Below are 17,727 nucleotides of genomic sequence, written 5' to 3' on the forward strand. Positions count from 1 at the left end.
TAGTCGGGCTACGATTCTACAATCATCCAGGGTATTTTAGTCTATACTTAGACAAGGCCATTCTGTCAAAGCGATGTTTATCGTCAGAAAAAATTATTCTTTAACTTTGGGAATAATTTGAAAATATGGAGGTTAGCATGAAAAAAAGTTCAATAAAGAACTGCATCATGAAGGCCATATTCATCGCTTGTTTTTTATTGTTAACATCCCTATCGACTATAACCTTCGCAGATCCCCCCAATCAAGTTGCCCGATTAAGTTATATTAATGGAACAGTGAGTTTTTTACCTGCAGGGGAAACCCAGTGGATAGGTGTAATGCTTAATCGACCATTAATCTCAAATGATCAAATATGGTCAGATACAGGAGCACTTGCTGAAATACAATTGTCTGGTGCTGCTGTTCGTATAGGAAGTCAAACCGCTTTAAAAATATTAAATCTGAATGATGAAATAGCACAATTTCAAATCACACAAGGAACTCTTGTTTTAAGTATCAAGAGTACAAACTCTCAGCAAGCTTATGAAGTAGATACGCCGAATTTGGCTTTTGTCGTTACTGAACCCGGGTATTATCGCTTCGATGTCATAGCAGAAGATGATATGACAACTGTTAGTGTAAGAATGGGGCAGGGGACAGCTTATGGGGAAAGTACATCCAATACGATTAGTGTTGGTAATTCATGTAGTGTAACAGGGACTAATTTAGATAATTTTCAGTGTACTACCCTTGGCATAGCATACGATGATTTTGAAGGCTGGAGTTTAGATCGTGATAAGATGGCAGGTACAGTCTCAACTCAATATATTTCTCCAGAAACTATAGGATATGAAGATCTAGGCAATTATGGATCTTGGACTGAAGATCAACAATATGGCCCCGTTTGGTATCCTAATAATGTAGAGCAAGATTGGGCTCCTTACCAAAATGGCCAATGGATTTGGCTAGGTCTCTGGGGCTGGACTTGGGTGGATAATCAGCCTTGGGGTTTTGCACCATTTCACTATGGGCGTTGGGCTTTCATTAGGAATCGATGGTGCTGGGTCCCTGGACCAATAGGTGTTCGTCCTATGTATGCACCTGCATTAACCGTATTTATTGGAGGCAATAATCCTCAATTCATGATAAATGGCGGATATGGTATTGGTTGGTTTCCTTTAGCCCCAGGAGAACCTTATATCCCTCCTTATTATGTTAGCCACCACTATTTTACTGCAATCAATCTGAGTAATACCGTTATTGATCCTGCTTTCATTAACACTATTTACAAAAACCAAAATAAGGTAATTAATTACAGAAATGTACGGTTTGCTAATGCGGTTACCGTTGTATCTTCTGATGATTTTATTAACTCGAGGATAGTGAATAATCTTCGTTCACGGGTTCCTAATCAAATTCTCTTTAATGCCGAACAAACTCATGTCGCACCTGTTGTGCCCCGATCTATTAGCATATTTGGGGGAAAAGGATTTACTCAAGTGATACCCCCTGCTGAAATAATATCAAGACCAATCATAACCAAAACTCAGCCTCCTTCAGCAACACCTTCTTTTTCAGAAGTAAAACCACTTTTATTAAAAAATGGAGGCAGGCCTCTTAGCCCAGTAGAAGTTAAGAATATAAACACTGGACAACAAGGTATCATTACACAACCACCTCCGGTAACAGTTCATCCAGTACCTGGCCAAGCTCCAGGTAAACAACTAGTTCCTAATCAACCTAATCCCAAAGCTCGACCAGGTCTAAATGTTCAACCCAACGAAAATGTTCAACCTGGTGTAAATGCTCCACCTGGTATAAAAGTTCAACCTGGTCCAAAACTTCGACCTGGCCCAAGTGTTCAACCGGGTCCTAATGTTCAACCAGGTACTGGAGCTCAACCAGTTCCTAATGTCCAACCAGGTGTTCAACAAGCTCCTATTATTCATCATGGTCATAAAATACATCCAGGTCCTAATGTCCAACCTGGCCCTAATGTTCAGCCTGGCCCTAATGTTCAACCTGGTCCTAATGTTCAACCTGGTCCAAGTGTTCAACCTGGTCCTAATGTCTATCATGGTTATAAAGTACATCCAGGTCCAAATGTTCAGCCTGCTCCTAATATCCAACCCGGCCCAGGTGTGCAGCCTAGTCCTAATGTCTATCATGGTTATAAAGTACATCCAGGTCCTAATGTTCAGTCTGCTCCTAATATCCAACCCGGCCCAGGTGTGCAGCCTAGTCCTAATGTCTATCATGGTTATAAAGTACATCCAGGTCCTAATGTTCAACCTGGTCCAATTGTTCAGCCAGCTCCAGTTATTAAACAAGGACCTATAGTTCACCCATCACCAGGAATTCAAAATCAACCCATGATCAAACCACAGCAGGTACCTCATAATATGCAAAAACCACAATATTAACAGGTGTTATTAGGACTTCGAATAACCAATTGACGTAAGAATTAATAAGATCTTTCAGAGATCTTATTAACCTATTTCTCAGGAGAAACAAATAAGTGGCAAGTGATCAAAAAAATTAAGTGGGTATTATTGATGAGGCACATAAAATTCCTCGTCTAGTTTTGTTCCTTTTTATTCAGCGTTATGTTTTGTAACTATTATTTACTTATAAGTTAAAAATCTTATGTTTTAGTGGGTTAAACCAAATGATGTTTTTTAAAGAAAAATTAATTGGTTAGGTTTAAACGACTTTTTTGGATAAAAGATATTTTTAAAATCTTATCTCTAAGATAATTGAACAAAAATAAAGCAAATAAAACTATTATGCGATCTCTTTAGTGTCATCCGGCATGGTGATGTTTAATTCAAGCACTGAATTGTCCCCCATGCGCTCAAGGTTCACACTAACCTGATCCCGTGTAACATGTACATACTTGGCAATAACAGCGAGAATTTCTTCCTGAAGCTTTGGCAGATAGTCAGGTGTATTACGTTGAGAACGTTCATGAGAAATAATAATCTGTAAACGTTCTTTAGCAACTGACGCTGTAGCACTTCGTCTACGCAAGTAATTGAAAATACTCATACCGTCACTTCCTCCTTGTTTTTACTGAATAAGCGACGCAATAATCCCTTACGATCATTACTTATGAAGCGCATTGATCTCTCTTCACCGAGAAAACGAGCAATTGCATCTTGATAGGCAATACCGGCGTCACTTGTTTCATCAAGTACTACTGGTGTACCTGTATTTGAAGCTTTAAGCACTGATTTTGATTCTGGAATAACACCTATTAATGGAATAGCCAATATTTCTTTCACGTCAGTAACAGAAAGCATATCGCCACGTTCGACACGCTCTGGGTCATAACGTGTTAACAATAAATGTTCTTGAATCGGTGTTTTATTTTCAATAGCTCTTTTAGTCTTACTTGCAAGAATTCCCAGTATTCGATCTGAGTCGCGCACTGAAGAAACTTCTGGATTCGTCACAACGATTGCATGGTCAGCAAAATACATAGCCATTAATGCGCCTGTTTCAATTCCAGCAGGTGAATCACAAATAATAAAGTCAAAATCCTTTGAAAGATCATTTAGGGTTCTTTCAACTCCTTCGAGAGTTAATGCATCTTTATCTCGTGTTTGTGATGCAGGCAGGATATAAAGGTTTGGAATACGTTTGTCTTTAATTAAAGCCTGATTGAGGTTTGCTTCACCATTTATGACATTAACAAAATCATAAACGACTCGTCGCTCACAGCCCATGATGATATCGAGGTTTCTTAAACCGATATCAAAGTCAATAACCACTGTCTTATGCCCTAAGAGGGCAAGACCTGAAGAAATAGCTGCAGAAGAGGTAGTTTTTCCTACTCCACCTTTGCCAGATGTAATTACGATTATTTTAGCCAACGCTGAACCCTTCCTATTTTTTTTGATTCAACACAATATTTAAACAACAGTGTACACGTTAATTGATAAATAATTCAAGTAGTGCAACGGTAATCTGTGGAAAAACATTTCCCAAAATTAAGAAAGTTAAAGATAATTTTTAACCTTTTTTGATGATTTATTGCTCCCTTTGTTTTTAAGAATATCGAATAAAAAAATTGAATGAGAAATTAACATGAATGTAGATCTGGAATTTTGAAAGAACTAACCAATAACCCCTATAATTAATAGGTATTATTTTTGTTTATTGTAAATTATCTGTTTAATTTGTCCACAATTTATAGTAAACTATTCGGTTAATTTAACCCCTGATAGCGAGAATAAAATGGCGCTTTCTATTGTGCAGCAATCATTAACCTTTGACGATGTACTTCTTGTCCCTGCACACTCTTTAATGCTTCCTAAAGATGTGTCACTGAGAACAAAATTAACTCGTGAGATTAACCTGAATATTCCTCTTGTATCTGCGGCTATGGATACTGTGACTGAGGCTCGCTTAGCCATTGCTCTGGCACAAGAGGGTGGTATTGGTATTATTCATAAAAACATGACTATTACGGCACAGGCTGAAGAAGTCAGAAAAGTGAAAAAATTTGAAAGTGGCATGGTTCGAGATCCAATTACAGTGACCCCCAATATCACAGTTAGAGAATTGCTTGAGGTAATGACTAAATATAATTTCTCAGGTGTTCCTGTAGTTGATGGAGAAGATTTAGTTGGCATCGTAACGAGTCGTGATATCCGTTTTGAAACTAATTTGTCCTTGAGTGTTGAACATGTGATGACTCCTAAGACTCAATTAGTAACCGTCAGCGAAGGTGCAAGCCGTGAAGAGGTACGTAGCTTATTGCACAAGCATCGAATCGAAAAACTGCTTGTAGTAAACGATGCTTTTCAATTACGTGGATTAATTACGGTTAAAGACATACAAAAAGCCAAAGAAAATCCTTATGCGTGTAAAGATACCGCAGAACAATTGCGTGTTGGTGCGGCTGTTGGTGTAGGAGAGGGTACTGATGATCGCATTGGGGCATTAATTGAAGCGGGTGTTGACGTACTTGTTGTTGATACAGCTCATGGACACTCACAAGGCGTGCTTGATCGTGTAAAGTGGATTAAGAAATTCCATCCCGAGGTACAAGTGATTGGTGGAAATATCGCTACAGCTGCTGCAGCTCGTGATTTATATGCTGCAGGTGCAGATGCTGTAAAAGTTGGTATTGGCCCAGGCTCTATTTGCACAACGCGGATTGTAACCGGAGTTGGGGTGCCACAAATTACTGCCATCGCAAATGTAGCAAAAGAACTTAAAGGAAAAATTCCAGTAATTGCTGATGGTGGCATACGCTTTTCAGGTGATGTTTGTAAAGCACTTGCTGCTGGCGCTGATACCGTAATGCTTGGAAGCATGTTTGCAGGAACAGAAGAATCACCAGGTGAAATTGAATTATATCAAGGTAGAACGTATAAAAGTTATCGAGGTATGGGATCAATTGGAGCTATGGCTTCATCACAAGGTTCCAGTGATCGTTATTTCCAAGATGCTTCATTAGGTTCTGAAAAATTAGTTCCAGAAGGAATTGAGGGTCGAGTTCCTTATAAAGGCTCAGCGCAAACAATTATTCACCAATTGCTTGGTGGTTTGCGTTCTTGCATGGGATATACAGGATGTGAAAATATCGAACAATTACATACTAAGGCTGAGTTTGTACAAGTGACTAATGCAGGAATGAGAGAATCACATGTTCATGATGTTAGCATTACAAAACAGGCACCAAACTATCAGGTGGATAATTAATAATGAATGACTTAAAGCAACATCCTATGCTGATTCTTGATTTTGGTTCTCAATACACACAATTGATTGCTCGCAGAGTACGTGAGTTGGGTGTTTATTGTGAAATTCATCCCTTTAACATATCGCAAGAAGAGTTTGCTTCTTTAAGTCCTTGCGGCATCATTTTATCTGGTGGTCCAGCAACGGTGACCCACAATGAGAACCCTCGAGCACCACAATGGTTGTTTAACGCAGGACTGCCTATTTTGGGGATTTGCTATGGGATGCAAACCATGGCAGTACAATTAGGGGGGGAAGTACAGTCATCTTCAGTCAGAGAGTTTGGTTATGCTGAATTGAAATTACATGGTCACAGCAAATTGTTTGCACAGATTGAGGATCGGCTCAACTCAGATGGAAATGCGTTATTAGATGTTTGGATGAGTCACGGAGATAAGGTGACGAAATTACCTCTTGGTTTTAAGGTGATTTGTGAAACACGTAATGCACCAATTGCTGGAATGGCTGACGAAAACCGTCAAATGTATGGAGTACAGTTTCATCCAGAAGTAACACATACACTACAAGGGATGCGTATTTTATATCGTTTCGTTGTGGATATTTGTAAGGCTTCAACTAATTGGACTTCAGATCTTATTATTGATGAAGCAATCAATAAAATCAGAGCTAACGTAGGAACAGATCGCGTTTTACTTGGTTTATCTGGTGGTGTAGATTCTTCTGTGGTTGCTGCCTTACTACATAAAGCAATCGGCAAACAATTAGTTTGTGTTTTTGTTGATACGGGTTTGTTGCGCTTTAATGAAGCCGACGAAGTCATGGAGATGTTTGGCAAGCACATGGGTATTGAGGTAATTGCAGTTCATGCAGAAGAGAAATTTTTTAATGCACTAAAAGGTGTTACCTGTCCTGAAGAAAAAAGAAAAATTATTGGACGTACTTTTATCGAAGTATTTGATGAAGAAGCACTAAAAATTCCTGGGGTTTCTTGGCTGGCACAAGGAACGATCTATCCCGATGTAATTGAATCGGCAGCAACAAGTACCAATGGTGCCTCAGTCGTTATTAAATCTCATCATAATGTGGGTGGTTTGCCAGAAACATTAAACTTAAAATTATTAGAGCCTATCCGTGAATTATTTAAAGATGAAGTACGTAACATTGGTCTTGAGCTAGGTTTGCCACATGATATGGTTTATCGCCATCCATTTCCTGGTCCAGGTCTGGGCGTACGAATTCTAGCAGAAGTGAAGAAAGAGTATGCTGATATTTTACGTCAAGCTGATGCGATTTTTATTGAAGAATTAAGAAAGGCGGATCTTTACCATAAAGTCAGCCAGGCTTTTGCTGTATTTTTACCGGTTAAAAGTGTGGGTGTAATGGGAGATGGACGTAAATACGATTACGTGATTTGTCTTCGTGCAGTTGAGACGGTCGATTTTATGACAGCGCATTGGTCGCAATTACCTTGGGAATTTCTTGGTCATGTATCCAATCGCATTATTAATGAAGTACATGGGGTATCTCGTGTCACTTACGACATCTCGGGCAAGCCACCGGCTACGATTGAATGGGAATAACTCTAGAAATGTAGCCTGGGTGAAGCGAAGCATAACCCGGATTTCCTACACCTGTTTCCCGGGTTATGCTTCGCTTCACCCAGGCTACATTTTTTAAAAATTTTTTTCTATAACTAATAATGAATGATCACTACTGGATGCAAAAGGCATATGAGCAGGCAATTCTGGCCCAAAATGAGGGAGAAGTTCCCGTTGGTGCCGTATTAGTAAGCAAAGATAATCAGTTATTAGGCTTAGGACGAAACGTCATACAAAACAGTCATGATCCATCGGATCATGCAGAAGTCCGTGCAATCAGGCATGCATCGCAACAGGTAAAAAATCACCGACTATTAGATACAACACTCTATGTGACTCTTGAACCCTGCGCCATGTGTGCAGGACTTATTGTTCATGCACGGATTAAAAGGTTGGTTTTTGCAACCCGAGATTTTAAAACAGGAGCCGCAGGATCAGTCTATAACTTATTGCAGGGTTATCCTTTAAATCATAAAGTTCAAATTGATGAGGGAATTATGCAAGCGGAATGTTCTTTATTGCTGACTGAGTTTTTTCAAATTTTGCGGTAAATTTTTTAAAAGTTTTTTCTATTGAGATTTATAGGTGCTTATGAATTACCGGAGATAACTATAAATTACAGAAACATTCACATGCTTAGATGATGACTAAATTTTGGATTGAGTAAATATAAAACTTATATGAACTTAGGTTGGTCTTTTTCATGTATCTCCTGTTGTTTATCCACTATCGTCCGACCCTTAAAAAATCTTAATGTATCTTTTTCAACGGGTGTCATCTTCTTATCAAAGTCCAGAATTGCTTGATAAAATTCGGTAGTTTCTGGCTTTTGTAACTTTTTGGGGCTACGAATAGCTTTCTCGGCAGCTGCTAGGATTTTTATATATTTTTCTGCCGAACTTAAAGTAGGGTCTGTTGCAATCTTATAAATACGCGCAACACGATGAGGAACTGTTTTCTCCTGTCCATCAATAGAAATAGTCTTGCCTCCTCCTAATCCCAAGAAGCCCGTCTTCCATATTCCTTTTTTTATTTCATTTTTGAGTAGATCAATTATAAAACTATTAAAAAATGCATGGTATTTTCTGTTGGGGATATTTTGGGGTATGTAAGTCCTTACAATCTCTGGATTTGACTCCCAAGGGGCTTCTACTTTTTTTAATTGATTGTTTTCGTCTAAGAAGTAAAAATTGATTTGTCCCCGTTCATAATAAGGTTTAAATTGCTCCCAATAGCGGTAAAGAAAGCGAAGTTCAGCAAAAGTTATTTTGTCGAATTTTTTGTCAAAACACAGCTTGTAATCTATTTTGTTCAAAACAAAATGCAGCTTATGTTCATTACTAAGCGTCCAAAAAACGCCCATCTTTGACATTTTTTTAATGAAGGGCATTTTGTCAGTTTGTTTTGTTAAGGGCGAAAGTTGTTCAATTTCATTGTTTAAAAGACTGGCATATGATTTAAATGTTTGTGCGGAGGCATAAAAGGGATTGGTTGGTTTTGCAAAACTGGGATCGAGAAGGGGGTCAAGAAAGGGATCAATAGTTGCATTAAATAGCTCATCTACTCTTGTAGCGAAAACATCTTTTCCTTGTTCTCTCAAAAAATAAAATAAACTAATACGAGAACCGCTTATTCCATAAACTAGATCTCCCTCCTCAAATCCATCTAATAGTGTATCTAAGTTTTCTTCAAGAATATTCGGAATAAATTCTTTTAAATAAAATGGATAATGAGGCTCAGATGGGTTTGAAATTACTTCTATAACATGATGACATTCCTCTTCTATTTCATCGGGAACTTCTTCTTCATCACCAAGATGTACTAAAGTATTATAACTTTTTTTCAGCTCTTCAATTTCATCAATATTGGAGTCCCTATAGGTTCGCAAAATCGAAGCTACCTGCCGTTTTTTCATATTACATCGAGTTAATTATTTGTTTGCTTCAATATAGTCAAATTTAGAGTGATATGCAAATTAATGCGGCATTTTGATGGTTTTTATTTCGCCTCATTTGTTATGATATTCTATATTTCTTGAGATGTTACTTTGAACTAACAAGTAATTCCTGAGTTAGTTTTTGTTTTAAAACTTCCTTTTCGTCCTGATTTAATGACTGATTTTGTTGATTTGTAATATAAAATGTATCTTCTGCACGTTCTCCGGCAGTTACAATTTTTGCATTATGCAAGTGAATATTTAAGGTTGAAAATACCCTACCTATAGTTGCCAGTAGGCCAGGTCTATCTCCAGTGACCAGGAATAATCGAGTATGGTGATAAGTCAGATCATCGTTGTAATGAATTTGAGTTTTGACATTAAAATGTGCCAAAGCTCTTGAAAGTCTTTTTCGAGCTATGGCAGGCAATTGCTCTGTTTTCGCTAAATGGGTACATAAAGCCTGTTGAATATCATGGGAGCGTTGTTTATTAAAAAATGCCTGATTTTGCTCATCTAAAATAATGTAAGTGTCCAAATCATATTGATTATCACAGGTAAGAATCATTGCTTCTTGAATGGTGACATTGTGGTTACTTAAAACAGTTGTCGCAATGGCAAACCGATCATCTCTATGGGGCATGTAGATAAAAACTTCAGTTCCACCTTGGCTATGATGAGGCATAATCATGACTAAGGGAAATTTTGTGCATGCAAGAATTGCCTTGGTATGTCGGGCTATGATTTCGGGAGATTCATGTAAAAAATATTTATCTTTAAATTGTTCCCATAAATCTTCAACAATTTTTGCTGATGTTCCTTCCGCAACCAATATCGACAAAGCATAGTGCTTACGTGCTTTAATGAGTTCTGTTTCATCCATTAATTCTTGTTCTTTATGTAACATATGTTTGGCAGCTCGATATAACTCTTTAAGCAGAGAATCTTTCCAAGAATTCCATAACGTGGGGTTGGTACCACAAATATCTGCAACCGTAAGCAGATACAAATAATCCAAATAGTGGGGGTGGGGTAAGAGTTGGCAAAAATTCTTTATCGTATTGGGATCATAAATATCTTGGCGCTGTGCTGTTTGGGACATGATGAGGTGGTTCCGTACAAGCCACACAAGCAAATCACAGTCTTCTTTTTCAAGATTGTGATTTTGTGCAAAATGTAATGCTTCAACTGCACCCAGTTCAGAATGATCGCCTCCTCTTCCTTTGGCAATATCATGAAATAATGCGCTTAGATAGAGTAGTTCAGGTTTGTTTAAAGTAGACATGATTTGTACGCAGAGGGGAAATTGCTCGGCATAGTTTTTTTCTTTGAAACGTGACAGATTGCGAATTACGAATAATGTGTGCTGATCTACTGTATATACATGAAATAAATCATATTGCATTTGCCCAGTGACCATAGCGAAACATTCCAGATAATGGGCTAGAACACCATATCGGCTCATTCTATGTAAGGCTTTATAAGGTCCATCCGCTGTTTTAAGAATACTCATAAATAATTCAGTTGTTTCTGAGGAAGCTTTAAAGCGCTTATTCATCAGATAAAGTGATTCTCTAATTAATCGAATAGTATTCGCTCGGACTCCTTCAATATCCGGGCGTTTTGCTATCCAGAGAAATAATTTTAATAGTGCTTGTGGATGGTGGATGAATATGCGAGTGCTTCTTACTTCGATGTAATTATTAGACAGTTGGAATTCATTATCTAGATGAAATAGTTTTTGTTTGGGGGAGTGAGCAATGATTTCATCAAACCATTGTAATAACATCTCATTGAGTTCTCTATTCCGTTTAATTACTTTAAAGTAATCTTTCATAAATTGTTCTATGGCTAATGAATGAGGTTTATCTTTATAGCCAAAAAACTGAGCTAATTTGATTTGATAGTCAAAAGACAAGCGTTCTTCTGCCTTTTCAGCTAATACATGTAAGGCAAAACGTACGCGCCAGAGAAAATGTTGACAATACATAAGTTTTTCATATTCTTTATCCGTAATGAATCCATAACCTATGCCATCCGCTAATTTTTTAATATTAAAATGACGTTTGCCAATACTGAGCAGAATGTGTAAATCGCGCAGGCCGCCAGGACCATATTTGACGTTAGGTTCCAGGTTATAAGCCGTTTCACCATACTTTGCATCCCGTTTTTTTTGCTCTTGGAGTTTCGCCAAAAAGTAATCGTGACTAGTCCACATATGTAGGGGGTGGATTTGATAAATTAATTCTTCCATTAATGCGCCGCGACCGCATAATAAAAACATATCCATGAGACTGGAAATAACCGCAACATCTTGACTCGCGAGTTCTGCACAAGAGGAAACGCTGGTGATTTGGTGGCTGAGGTCCAAACCTACATCCCAGCAATCCTGGATAAAGTTTTGTGCGCGTTGTAATTGTAATTTAGAGACTTTATCAGTATGCAGCAACAATATATCGACATCAGAGTAGAGTTGCAGTTCTCGACGTCCATAACTGCCAAGAGCGAGAAGACAAAAAACCTCATGATCCAATTGATTTTTAATGAATAGATTAATAACCAGTTCATCGATGAAGGTAACTAATTTACGAATAATGGTTGTGATATTGGTTTTGTAATCGAATTCTTCGCGTAGATGTTCTTTAAATTGTCGTAGAGTATTTTTAAGATGTTGTAATTCTAAGGCCATCCCTTTTTTTTCTGCATCCTGTAACTGTGCAAAGGGAGGAGCCTTTGTATGTTTATTTTCGTTCTTCATCGCGCAGAGTCAAAATTTCTACACCATCATCGGTAACCAATAAGGTATGTTCCCATTGGGCTGAAAGACTGTGATCTTTAGTAACTACTGTCCATTGATCAGGCAATAAACGCGTATGGTGTTTTCCCACATTGATCATAGGTTCTATCGTGAATGTCATACCGGGCTCTAGTTTCATTCCAGTGCCGGGTATTCCATAATGCAGTACTTGTGGATCTTCATGGAAGATACGACCTATACCATGGCCGCAATAATCACGGACAACCGAACAACGATTTTTTTCCGCATGTTGTTGGATTGCATGGCCTATATCACCTAAACGAACTCCAGGTTTTACTAGGTCTATTCCTATAAACAAACACTCATGAGCCACCTGAGTTACATGTTTTGCTTTGACTGATGGCGTACCAATAATGAACATCTTACTGGTATCCCCGTGATATTCGTTTTTGATTACTGTGACGTCAATATTAATGATGTCACCATCTTTTAAAACCTTTTTCCCAGGGATCCCGTGGCATACTACATGATTGACTGAGGTACAAATGGATTTTGGAAACCCATTATAATTTAGAGGAGCAGGAATTGCTTTTTGTACATTCACGATGTAGTCATGACAAATAGTATTCAGTTCATCAGTGGTGATGCCTTCTTGTACATGAGGTCCAATCATTTCAAGAACTTCTGCGGCCAGTTTGCCGGCAACGCGCATTTTTTCGATTTCATCAGAGGTCTTTATAGTAACTGCCATAAGGTGATCCAAAAGTGTTTATTTGATTTTGTTCCAATATATATAGTGTAGGCTATGTAAAAGCAGCATGTATTCATGGTCTTGGAACGAAGTCATCTTAGCATAATTGATTATGTATGTCATCGAATCCTGTGTGTAGTCAGATTAGTGAAGTGGAATCTGGTTTTTTTGTAATTCATATTTTATTTAACATGAATTTTTGTTTTACCTACTTTTATTTCGGGTACTATACTTTATTAAAATCTGGCCGCTTAACTCTAAGGAAAGAAAATGAAAGTATGTGCCCGCAGTTTAATGTTTGCTTTATGCTTTCTAATCAGTTTTTCTATTTTTGCTTTTGAGGGGCATGTTGGGGGCGGCTATCATGGCGCACCACCATCAAATACCGGGTATCACAATAATGGTTATTACAATAATTATCACGGTAATGATTATTATCACAACGAAGATTGGTATGGAGGTAGTGTTAATGTGAATCATGATGATATTTGGTATGATGATAACTTGAATGATAATGCCGATGTGGTTGTTGGAGTGCCTGGAGAGGGTTATTACGATCCTTCATGTCAAACAGTAGATGATTGCAGTTCAGGTACTTGTGTGTTAGTTAACAGTTGTGAATAGGGATTATGGATAAGAAAACATATCAATGGGCAGTGGTAGGTGCGGGTCCTGCAGGGATCGCAGCAATCGGTAAGTTATTGGATAATGGTATTTTAGCTGAAGATATCTTATGGGTTGACCCCCATTTTGACGTTGGAGATTTGGGTTTATATTGGCGTAATGTTTCGAGTAATACCAAGGTAAAATTTTTTAATGATTTTTTATTGGCAGTTCGTTCTTTTCGTTACCAAGATGCCCCTGATTTTCAGTTAAATCATTTACCAGTGGATGAAACATGTACTTTAAGTTTCATAGTTGAACCTTTGAAGTGGATTACAGAACATTTTTTACAAAGAGTTCAAGCAGTAAAGACAACAATCCACAGTATGTTCTTATCCAAACGTGTATGGTCTTTATGTACCGACTCAAAAAACTATCAAGCAAAAAATGTAGTATTGGCTACAGGTGCATTACCGTCAACATTAAATTATCCCGGGGTTAATGTAATTCCTTTTGATACAGCAATTGATAAAGAGAAGCTGTCTTCTGTTATTCGGCGTGACGAGACTTATGGCGTATTCGGTTCATCTCATTCTGCAATCATCATATTAAGGCATCTTGTAGAATTGGATGTTAAAAGGATCATTAATTTTTATCGGTCTCCATGCTGCTATGCTATAGAAATGGATGATTGGATCCTTTTCGATAATACTGGACTTAAGGGGCAGACTGCGGCTTGGGCTCGTGAACATATTGATGGGGTTTTACCGCCGAATTTGCTTCGCTATAATGTCAGTGAACCTAACATTGCACGTTTTTTACCTGAATGTGATCAAGTTGTTTATGCAGTAGGATTCGAGCAACGGAAAAGTATTGTAATTGGTGACTATGAAAATGCACGTCATAATCCCTATGTTGGCATCATTGGACCAGGGTTATTTGGTTTGGGTATTGCTTATCCAGAGACCAAGACTGATGTCTACGGTAATATAGAATCCCAGGTAGGTTTATGGAAGTTTATGGTGTACCTGAATAAAGTGATGCCCGTTTGGTTGAAGTATCCAACTTAAATTTTAATCCGAGATTAATAAACTGGTATGCTAATGGCTCCAATAATCCTTTATTAGGCTTCGATTATCGCACTTATGACCTAAATACAAGACTACTCAATCCCCACCAAACCTACGTCCTGCGGCTTGTCCGCGGAATCCATGGGTCTTGAGAATAATAAAACTTGGTGTACCTCTAATACACATCACGAATTACTATCAAAGATAAAAAAAAATTTGTAAACTATGCCAAATTTTAAGGAGATAGTTATCATTTTTAAAACAAGTCGTACAAGTTATTGGTCTAGCGAACTAATCACCTTAGTGTGTAGCCTTTTTTTTACCTTAGCATGTAATAGCTCTTTCTGGACGGAGTTACTTCAAGGTAAAGAGTTAATGAATCCACATACCTGGTTTATTATCTTTTGCACCGCAACCGCAATCACGGGTTTACAATGGTTTTTACTTCTTTTAGTGATTAACCGTTGGACTTTTAAATGGTTTACCATTGGTTTGTTGCTGCTTACGTCTGTTGCTGTGTATTTCATGAGTACATTTCATGTTTATATTGACCCAACCATGATTACCAATGTGGTGAGTACTGATTACCAGGAAAGCAGCGAATTTTTACAGTGGCGTATTCTTCCTTATTTTCTATTTTTAGGTGTGCTTCCTTGCTGGATCACTTGGCATATTAAAATTTATAAAAGAAGTCTTCCTTCCTATTGGGCAGGACGATTAGGGACTATTTTTTTATCATTATGTATGATGTTTGGTGGTTCATGGGCCGTATTTCACGAACTTGGTCCAGTTCTTCGCGAAAGAAAGCAAATTGTTTATTTAATTACGCCCTTGAACATAATTTCATCTTCAACAAAAGCATACTGGAGAGCGCGACATGCTCGAGTTGATAAAACAAAAATCAAAATTGGAGCGGATGCACATAAGCTTCCACGATCGGAAAATAGCAAACCTCGTGTTATTATCCTTGTCGTTGGTGAAACTGTTCGTTCTGTAAACTGGGGCTTAAATGGATATCAAAGACAAACAACTCCGGAACTTGCTAAGCGCGAAGTTGTTAATTTCAGTCAAGTAACCAGTTGCGGTACTACGACATCAGTTTCCTTACCCTGTATGTTTTCTCCTTATGGGATGCATGCATACAACAGTAAGAAAATCAATCAGACTGAATCTTTGCTTCATTTATTGGATCATACAAATATCTCAGTATTGTGGCGGGATAATCAGTCTGGCTGTAAAGGAGTGTGCGATGGTTCAATGGTTGAAAAATTACATGTAGATGCTCTATGTAAAAATAGACGCTGTTTTGATGAAATTCTTTTGCATCAACTTCAGGAACGAATTACTCGCAAAAAGGGGGATCAGCTGATCGTATTGCATATGCTTGGCAATCATGGCCCAGCTTATTTTGAACGTTACCCAGAACAATTTAAACATTGGACTCCTACTTGTGAGACAACAGATTTATCCACTTGTTCGCAAAAAGCACTCGTGAATACTTATGATAATGCCATTTTGTATACCGATTCGATATTAGCTCGCACAATTGATTTGCTCGATAATATCAAATCTTATGATACAGGGTTAATTTATGTATCGGATCATGGTGAGTCACTTGGTGAACATAATTTATTTCTTCATGGGTTGCCTTATTTTATGGCTCCTGATGAACAAAAGAAGGTTCCTATGGTTTTATGGTTATCACAAGGATTATCCCAACAATTAGCCATGAAAGAAGATTGTTTACGTAATAAGCAATCTGACCCTATATCGCATGATTATCTATTTTCAACTCTGTTGTCGCTTTTTGATGTAAAAGCAAAGGAATACGATCCAAAATTTGATTTGACATATTCATGTCGTAAATAATTGTAGCCTGAGAAATTTGTAGCCTGGGTGCAGCGCAGCGAAACCCGGGTTGTTCATGTCCAGAAATCCCGGGTTCCGCTGCGCTGCACCCAGGCTACGAGGCTTAAACAACGATACATTTGTCCAGATTATGTTTGGCGCGATCGGTAATTCCAAAACTTTGGAAAAGCCAGGCAACAAATAGTTACCCCGAGAATGCATAATACACCACCTGAAATCAGTGCTGTGGTAATACTAAAGCTAGATGCGATAAATCCGGCGCGGGTATCACCTAGTTTAGGACCACTTAAATAACTGATCATTTCGATGCCAGCTAATCTGCCACGATATTCTGTTGGAATGGTATTGTTCCATAAAGTGGTACGAAATATTCCACTTATGGCATCAAATGCACCAGCAAGTGCCAGGAAAAATAGGACAAGCCAAAGTGAACTTGATAAACCAAATCCAATAATGGCAGCTCCCCATAGAGCAGCGGCCATTGCAATTGCTTTACCATCGCGCTCTATTTTTGCGGTCCAACCACTGAAAAATGAAATAATCAATGCTCCTACTGCTGGCGCTGAATAAAGCAAACCTAAAGTTTTCGCTCCGCCAAACGATTGAGCTATCGCAGGAAGTAACGAGTTAGGCCATGAAAAAACCATGGCAATAAAATCAACAAGATAGCTCCCCATTAATTCTTGTCGATTCAATGCAAAGGAAATTCCTTGTTTTAGTGAAGATACAATAGAAGGATGCTCTTTCACTACGGGCTTGGGAATATTATGTAATCTAATTAATGTGATTAATGACATCAAAAATGTAATCAGATCAATTAAATAAGTGATGACAATGCCATATTGAGCAATAATAAGTCCAGAAATAGCTGGCGCAATAATCATACAAAAACTGAATTTAAAGGTAGCAAGCGCGCCTACATTTTTATAATCACTGGGATTAACAATTTGCTGGATAACGCTATCAAAGGCAGGACGATGTAAGCCGTTAATCGCTGACATAGACGCTGAAACAATAAAAATTAGGCTCAGAGAGGGAGTGGCCTGATAGGAGTTAAGTACAAGTATGCAACAGCCCCCTACAAGAAGTAATTCGCTGATAATCAATAATCCACGACGGTTGTACCGATCTGCAAATACCCCACCAATCAGAGCAGTAATTAGCAGAGGCAGTAATTGCACTAAACTCAATAATCCGACCATGAACGTTGACTGAGTCATTTGATAAATTTGATAGGGCAGTGCGACGCTGCTGATCATAGTACCAATAAATGAAATAAATTGACCAAAATAGAGTAGTCTGAAGTCACGATTTTTTTTAAGAAGAGATAGATCTAAGAGTTGGCTCATTTTGAAACATCCAAAGGTACATAATATAAGCAAATTTTATGCTTTTAAATTGATTCAGTATTGTACTAACTACCTTACAAGAACTCAATTAATTAGATTACT

General features: G+C 38.0%; 13 protein-coding genes. 7 read left to right on the forward strand and 6 right to left on the reverse strand.

The features are described from left to right. Positions 1 to 137 precede the first annotated feature (137 nt). The gene (locus Lstg_RS01445) at positions 138 to 2,402 is read left to right on the forward strand and encodes a DUF6600 domain-containing protein (protein WP_058475878.1); all 2,265 of its coding nucleotides are present in this window, start codon (positions 138 to 140) and stop codon (positions 2,400 to 2,402) included. 361 nt (positions 2,403 to 2,763) lie between these two features. Here the strand turns inward: Lstg_RS01445 and minE are convergent, their stop codons facing one another. After that, complete coding sequence (minE, locus tag Lstg_RS01450; protein WP_058475879.1) at positions 2,764 to 3,027, reverse strand: cell division topological specificity factor MinE; 264 nt, start codon at positions 3,025 to 3,027, stop codon at positions 2,764 to 2,766. Further along, positions 3,024 to 3,854, reverse strand: coding sequence for a septum site-determining protein MinD (gene minD, locus Lstg_RS01455; RefSeq protein ID WP_058475880.1), 831 nt, complete (start codon positions 3,852 to 3,854; stop codon positions 3,024 to 3,026). The genes minE and minD overlap by 4 nt, the downstream gene beginning before the upstream one ends. A 364-nt stretch (positions 3,855 to 4,218) precedes the next feature. Between minD and guaB the strand changes: the two genes are divergently transcribed. The 3 genes from guaB to tadA all read left to right on the forward strand — a co-directional run bounded on the left by guaB (position 4,219) and on the right by tadA (position 7,840). Then, complete coding sequence (gene guaB / locus Lstg_RS01460) at positions 4,219 to 5,691, forward strand: IMP dehydrogenase (protein WP_058475881.1); 1,473 nt, start codon at positions 4,219 to 4,221, stop codon at positions 5,689 to 5,691. A gap of 2 nt (positions 5,692 to 5,693) precedes the next feature. Next, positions 5,694 to 7,271 carry a glutamine-hydrolyzing GMP synthase gene (gene guaA / locus Lstg_RS01465; protein ID WP_058475882.1) on the forward strand — a complete coding sequence of 526 codons (1,578 nt, stop codon included), beginning with the start codon at positions 5,694 to 5,696 and terminating at the stop codon, positions 7,269 to 7,271. 119 nt (positions 7,272 to 7,390) lie between these two features. Continuing rightward, positions 7,391 to 7,840, forward strand: a complete 450-nt coding sequence (gene tadA, locus Lstg_RS01470; RefSeq protein ID WP_058475883.1) for a tRNA adenosine(34) deaminase TadA — start codon at positions 7,391 to 7,393, stop codon at positions 7,838 to 7,840. 125 nt (positions 7,841 to 7,965) lie between these two features. On the opposite strand, the gene Lstg_RS01475 is transcribed toward tadA, so the two are convergent. From Lstg_RS01475 to map, 3 genes are all read right to left on the reverse strand, one after another. Next, a complete protein-coding gene (locus Lstg_RS01475; protein WP_058475884.1) occupies positions 7,966 to 9,204 on the reverse strand; it encodes a hypothetical protein in 1,239 nt (412 codons plus the stop codon). A gap of 127 nt (positions 9,205 to 9,331) precedes the next feature. Beyond that, positions 9,332 to 11,914, reverse strand: a complete 2,583-nt coding sequence (glnD, locus tag Lstg_RS01480) for a [protein-PII] uridylyltransferase (RefSeq protein ID WP_172462853.1) — start codon at positions 11,912 to 11,914, stop codon at positions 9,332 to 9,334. Positions 11,915 to 11,966: 52 nt separating this feature from the next. Next, entirely contained in the window at positions 11,967 to 12,734 is a 768-nt protein-coding gene (gene map / locus Lstg_RS01485; protein WP_058475886.1) for a type I methionyl aminopeptidase, read from the reverse strand. A 270-nt stretch (positions 12,735 to 13,004) separates the two neighbouring features. Between map and Lstg_RS01490 the strand changes: the two genes are divergently transcribed. From Lstg_RS01490 to Lstg_RS01500, 3 genes are all read left to right on the forward strand, one after another. Beyond that, positions 13,005 to 13,358 carry a hypothetical protein gene (locus tag Lstg_RS01490; RefSeq protein WP_058475887.1) on the forward strand — a complete coding sequence of 118 codons (354 nt, stop codon included), beginning with the start codon at positions 13,005 to 13,007 and terminating at the stop codon, positions 13,356 to 13,358. A 5-nt stretch (positions 13,359 to 13,363) separates the two neighbouring features. After that, complete coding sequence (locus Lstg_RS01495) at positions 13,364 to 14,407, forward strand: FAD-dependent oxidoreductase (RefSeq protein ID WP_058475888.1); 1,044 nt, start codon at positions 13,364 to 13,366, stop codon at positions 14,405 to 14,407. A 225-nt stretch (positions 14,408 to 14,632) separates the two neighbouring features. Continuing rightward, positions 14,633 to 16,276, forward strand: coding sequence for a phosphoethanolamine transferase (locus Lstg_RS01500; RefSeq protein WP_058475889.1), 1,644 nt, complete (start codon positions 14,633 to 14,635; stop codon positions 16,274 to 16,276). A gap of 128 nt (positions 16,277 to 16,404) precedes the next feature. On the opposite strand, the gene Lstg_RS01505 is transcribed toward Lstg_RS01500, so the two are convergent. Further along, entirely contained in the window at positions 16,405 to 17,625 is a 1,221-nt protein-coding gene (locus tag Lstg_RS01505; protein ID WP_058475890.1) for an MFS transporter, read from the reverse strand. Between the last annotated feature and the right edge of the window lie 102 nt (positions 17,626 to 17,727).

The sequence above is a fragment of the Legionella steigerwaltii genome (assembly GCF_001468065.1).
Taxonomy (GTDB): Bacteria; Pseudomonadota; Gammaproteobacteria; order Legionellales; family Legionellaceae; genus Legionella; species Legionella steigerwaltii.